Raw genomic sequence first — 5,248 nt, forward strand, 5'->3', positions numbered from 1 at the left:
ATCATCGACCGCATCTGCCGCTACTGCGACAGGATCTGCGGACCGGCTCACTAGGGTGCTTGTTCACTCCCCTGTTTCACCCCCCGTAGAACAGCTCCTCCACCACGCCCCGCGCCCGCCGGGTGACCCGCCGGTAATCGTCCAGCATGTCCCCGACATGGCCCGGCTCGTACCCGAGATACCGCCCCACCGCCGCCAGATCCCGGGGGTCGGCCGGGAAGGTGTCCCCGGCCCGCCCTCGCACCAGCATCACCGCATTGCGCACACTGGTGGCCAACACCCAGGCCTCGTCCAGTATCCGGGCCTCCTCCGCGGAGATCAGCCGCGCCGCACAGGCCGCGGCGAGCGCCTCCCGGGTACGGGTGGTGCGCAGCCCGGGCTCGGCCCAGCCGTGCCGCATCTGCAGCAGCTGCACGGTCCACTCCACATCGGAGAGGCCGCCGCGGCCCAGTTTGGTGTGGGTGGTCGGGTCCGCGCCGCGCGGCATCCGCTCGCTCTCCATCCGGGCCTTGAGGCGCCGGATCTCGCGCACCGCCTCCTCGCCGAGCCCCTCGACGGGGTAACGCAGCGGATCGACCAGCTCGATGAACCGACGGCCCAGCTCCGCATCGCCCGCCACCGGTTCGGCACGCAGCAGCGCCTGGCTCTCCCACACCAGCGACCAGCGGCGGTAGTAGGCGGCATAGGACGCGAGGCTGCGCACCAGCGGCCCCGACTTTCCCTCCGGGCGCAGATCGGCGTCGATCAGCAACGGCGGGTCGGTGGTCGGCAGTTGCAGCAGCCGGCGCATCTCATTGGCGACCGCGAAGGCCGCCTTGGCAGCGTCCTCCTCCCCCACCCCCTCGCGCGGCTCGTGGACGAACAGGACATCCGCATCGGAGCCATAACCCTGTTCATGCCCGCCGAAGCGCCCCATCCCGATGACCGCGAGGCGGGTCGGGAGGGTGTCCCCCCACTCGGCCCGGACGGCCGCGCGCAGCGCACCGGCGATGGCGGCGGCGTTGAGATCCGAGACGGCCCGGCCCACGGTGTCCACCCGGCTGCCCGGATCCCCGGCCGTCTCGGCGACGCCCCGCGAGCCGGTGCCGTACTCCCCCGCCGCATGTGCCTCGGCGCCCGAACCGGCGCGGCCATAGGCCCCGATGATGTCCGCGGCGGTGGTGCGGAACAGCTCGCGGCGGCGCACTCCGCGCACCGCGACGATCGCCGCCTCGGCGTCGTCGGCGCGGCCCACGGCCGCCAGGGTCTCCTGCTCGAGCGCCGCCCGGTCGCGGGGGCGCAGCCCCTCCTGGGCGCCGAGGATGGCGACCGCCTCGGGTGCGCGCAGCAGCAGATCGGGGGCCAGCCGCCCGGCGGACAGCACCCGCGCCAGGTTCTCGGCGGCGGCGCCCTCGTCCCGCAACAGGCGCAGATACCAGGGCGTCTTGCCCAGCGCGTCCGACACCTTGTGGAAGTTGAGCAACCCTGCGTCCGGATCGGCCGAGTCGGCGAACCAGCCCAGCAGTACGGGCAGCAGGGTGCGCTGGATCGCCGCCTTCCGGGTCACCCCGGAGGCCAGCGCCTCCAGATGGCGCAGCGCGGCGAGCGGATCGGCATAGCCCAGCGCCTCCAGGCGCTGCCCGGCGGCCTTGGCGCTGAGCCGGATCTCGCCGGGCTCCAGCTGGGCGACGGCATCCAACAGCGGCCGGTAGAAGAGCTTTTCATGCAGCCGCCGCACCTCCCGTGCATGCCGCTTCCACGCCCTGCCCAGCTCCGCCACCGGCTCGGTGTGGCTGGGCATGTCGAACTGCTTGGCAAGCGATCTGCCCAGCCGCCGCTGCTCGGCCTCCTCCTCGGGCATCAGATGGGTGCGGCGCAGCCGGTAGAGCTGGATGCGGTGTTCCAGGGCGCGCAGAAAGCGGTAGGCGGCGTCCAGTGCGGCGGCATCGGCCCGCCCCACATAGCCGCCCGCCGCAAGTGCGGCCAGGGCGTCGAGCGTTCCCGCCTTGCGCAGCGTGGCATCGCTCCGCCCATGCACCAACTGCAGCAGCTGTACGGCGAATTCGACGTCGCGCAACCCGCCCGGGCCGAGCTTGAGTTCGCGGTCGACCTGGCCGGCGGGGATGGAGGCGATGACCCGGCGGCGCATCTGCTGCACATCGGCGACGAAGTTCTCCCGCTCGGCGGCCTGCCAGACGAGCGGGGCGACGGCATCGGCATAGGCCTGTCCGAGGGCGAGGTCGCCGGCCACCGGCCGGGCCTTGAGGAGGGCCTGGAACTCCCAGGTCTTGGCCCAGCGCTGGTAGTAGGCGAGGTGACTCGAGAGGGTTCGCACCAGGGGACCATTGCGCCCCTCCGGCCGGAGGTTGGCGTCGACGGGCCAGATGGTGCCCTCGGCGGTGACGTCGGAGCAGACCCGCATCGCCCGGGAGGCGAGCCGGGTGGCGGCCTGGAGGGCGGGGCCCTCTTCGGCGCCGTCTCTCGCCTCCGCGACAAAGATGACGTCGACGTCCGAGACGTAATTCAGTTCCCGGCCACCGCACTTGCCCATCCCGATGACGGCCAGCCGACAGGCCGCGGCGTCCTCGGGCTGTTCCCGGGCGGCGATGGCGAGGGCGGCCCGGAGGGTGGCGGTGGCCAGATCGGCCAGTTCCGCGGCGGTCTGGGCGATGTCGATGGTGCCGGTGACATCCCTGGCCGCTATGGCCAGCAGACAGCGCCGGTAGGCGACGCGCAGCGCGTCGGGGGGTGCCAGGGCTGCTTCCGCCGTCATCCCCTCGGCCAGGGCCAGCTCGAACTCCGGTGTGGCGGGGTGCAGATCGGATGACTCGAAGGCGATCAGCGCCGCCCAGTGCCGGGGATGCCGGGTGAGGTGATCCCCCAGCGCCTCGGAGGCACCGAGCACCCCGAGCAGCCGGTCGCGCAGCGGCTTGGCGGTGACCAGGGTGGAGAGCAGCGCCTGCCGCTCGTCCATGGGCTCCGTGGGCAGCGCTTCGACGAGCCGGACGAGACTCCGCAGCGCGAGGTCGGGGTCGGCGGTGGCGCCGAGCGCGTCCAGGAGTACGTGGTCGGACCGTACGGTCGAGAGTATGGGGAGCTCCAGCAGGCGCTCGGCGGCGGCGAGATCGGTGAAGCCGTACCGCGCCAGTCGGCTGAAGGTGCTGCTTCTGCGCCCCGGCCCCGTCATTCCGCCGCCTCCAGCCTGACCATGTCCGATCAAGGGTTCCGGCTTCCCAGCCTATCCGCACGGCGCGGATGCGGCCGGGGCGCTGGTGCGCTAGCGGTAACGGGGGAGGTTCTCCGTCGAGATCGTCCACTCGCCGATGGTGACGTCCTCGCCGTACACGAAATCCTTCCTGGTCGCGTACCGGGGGCCGGAGGGAGTCGGGTGGATGTCGGACAGGACCGCGCCCTCTCCCTTGCGGGGATCGAAAATCGCGTATATGGGGATCCCGAGCAGAGGGTAATCGCGCATCTTGCCGCTCCAGTCGTTGTCCGGGTTGGATCGGGACACGACTTCGATGGCAGCGATGACGGTGCGCGGGTCGAAGGAGCCCTCGCCCTCCATGTCCTCTTCCCGGATCACCATGACGTCGGGATGGCGCATGACGCCTTCGTTCACGTCTTCCACGTCGGGTGTCCCAGCAGGAGCGACCAAGCCCTCCGGCATGACCTTCTCCAGACGGCGGCTGATGCGGAGTGCGGTCAGCTCATGCGGCCTCCCGGGCGACGTCAGGTCGTGAACGATTCCTTCTTTGGTGATCTCCAGCTTGCCGGGCACGCTGTGCTGTATCTGCTCGACGACGTCTCGCAGTGCCTGGTAGTGGAGCGACCTTGCGTGTGGCTCTGCGGCCGGAGACACATGACTCATGCTAGCCGGGACGGTGCCGATGCACGGCTGTCAGCTTTCCCGCTTCCCACCACCGAGGGTGGTCGTGTGTGCATAGGCTGTCACCGGCGGGGCGCCGGTCTGTACGAGCGGCGAGCGGCCTCTGCGGCGTCGAGGAACAGGCACATGGGGGTGGACGCGGATGAGCGTGAGCGACGGTGCGCCGGACGAGCCCGGCTGGGAGCTCGATCCGGAGGACGAGTCGGTGGTGGTGATCGCGGCGGTGGGCCGCCAGTTGAAGCTGTGGCGGGAGGCGGCGGGTATGCCGGTTGCCGGCTTGGCGGCGGCGATCGGGTATGGCGCGGACCTTGTCTACAAGGTGGAGAAGGGGACACGCGTCCCCCAGCCCGAGTTCCTGGAGAGGGCGGATGAGGTGCTGGGGGCAGGCGGGAAGCTCGCCGCGATGAAGCGGGATGTCGCGGAGTCGCGGTTCCCGAAGAAGGTGCGGGATCTCGCGCGGCTGGAGCGGGACGCTGTGGAGCTGAGCTCTTACAACAACTCGGTCATCCAAGGGTTGTTGCAGACTGAGGAGTACGCACGGTCGGTGTTCAACACCCGACGCCCATCGTTCAGCGAGGAACAGCTGCAGCAAAGGGTAGCCGCGCGCATGGCACGTCAGCAGCTCATTGACAGCTCAACAGTCATGCCTGCCTTCAGCTTTGTGCAGTGCGAGGCAACACTACGCCGCCCCATTGGGGGCAGAATGGTGATGCGCCGCCAGCTCGAACGCCTGCTAGAGGTCAGTCAACTGCGGAACGTGGACATGCAAGTGCTGCCACTGAGCCGTGAAGAGAACTCGGGCCTCGGTGGACCATTCAGGCTGCTCAGGTTCAAGGAAGGCACCACGGTAGCCCACAGCGAGGTCCAGCTCACCAGCCATGTGATCACTGACCCCAAGGAGATCCAGGTCCTTGAGGTGCGCTATGGGACCATCCGGGCGCAGGCTCTCACACCACGGGAGTCAGTGGCCTTCATCGAGAAAGCGCTGGGAGAGACATGACCCTCAAGCCCTCTACCAGAGACGGCTCCGTGCCGGAGTGGATAAAAAGCAGCCACAGCTCAGAAGATGGGCCCGACTGCGTCGAAATCACAACGACTCCTGACAGAGTCCACATACGTGACTCCAAGCACCCCCAAGGCCCCCGCCTCGCATTCCCACCGGCCGCGGGGGGGCCCCCCCGGGGGCCCCCCCCCCCCCCCCCCCCAAACACCCGCCCCCCCCCCCCCCCCCGCGCGGGCGGCCCCCCCGCCCCCTGTGGTGGTGGGGGTTGTGGTCCCGTCCTTGGCGGGCCCCCTCGCTGCGGCCGGGCGCGGCCACCCCGACCCGCCACTGGCCGCCCCCGCCCGCGGTGACATAGACGATGCCGTCCCGTGCGGAGT

The 5,248-nt window shown here is 70.4% G+C and carries 4 protein-coding genes; 2 read left to right on the plus strand and 2 right to left on the minus strand.

Translation table 11 applies throughout. From position 1 onward, the window contains the following. Window positions 1-76 precede the first annotated feature (76 nt). Window positions 77-3,166, minus strand: coding sequence for a bifunctional [glutamine synthetase] adenylyltransferase/[glutamine synthetase]-adenylyl-L-tyrosine phosphorylase (locus ABCR83_RS32055; protein WP_462698780.1), 3,090 nt, complete (start codon window positions 3,164-3,166; stop codon window positions 77-79). Between the two features lie 90 nt (window positions 3,167-3,256). Then, window positions 3,257-3,850, minus strand: a complete 594-nt coding sequence (locus ABCR83_RS32060) for a Uma2 family endonuclease (RefSeq protein WP_462698781.1) — start codon at window positions 3,848-3,850, stop codon at window positions 3,257-3,259. A gap of 160 nt (window positions 3,851-4,010) precedes the next feature. Between ABCR83_RS32060 and ABCR83_RS32065 the strand changes: the two genes are divergently transcribed. After that, window positions 4,011-4,868: a helix-turn-helix domain-containing protein gene (locus ABCR83_RS32065; RefSeq protein ID WP_462698782.1), complete on the plus strand. Its 858-nt coding sequence runs from the start codon at window positions 4,011-4,013 to the stop codon at window positions 4,866-4,868. After that, window positions 4,865-5,221 (plus strand): DUF397 domain-containing protein, encoded by a 357-nt coding sequence (locus tag ABCR83_RS32070; RefSeq protein ID WP_462698783.1) that lies wholly within the window; start codon window positions 4,865-4,867, stop codon window positions 5,219-5,221. Before ABCR83_RS32065 ends, ABCR83_RS32070 begins: the two co-directional genes overlap by 4 nt. The last annotated feature ends 27 nt before the right edge of the window (window positions 5,222-5,248 follow it).

Source organism: Streptomyces xingningensis (assembly GCF_054957865.1).

What these genes read in the sequence shown, in the direction of transcription:
- ABCR83_RS32055 (WP_462698780.1), bottom strand. Translation starts at nt 3,166, where the DNA reads ATGACGGGGCCGGGGCGCAGAAGCAGCACCTTCAGCCGACTGGCGCGG.
- ABCR83_RS32060 (WP_462698781.1), bottom strand. Translation starts at nt 3,850, where the DNA reads ATGAGTCATGTGTCTCCGGCCGCAGAGCCACACGCAAGGTCGCTCCAC.
- ABCR83_RS32070 (WP_462698783.1), top strand. Translation starts at nt 4,865, where the DNA reads ATGACCCTCAAGCCCTCTACCAGAGACGGCTCCGTGCCGGAGTGGATA.
- ABCR83_RS32065 (WP_462698782.1), top strand. Translation starts at nt 4,011, where the DNA reads ATGAGCGTGAGCGACGGTGCGCCGGACGAGCCCGGCTGGGAGCTCGAT.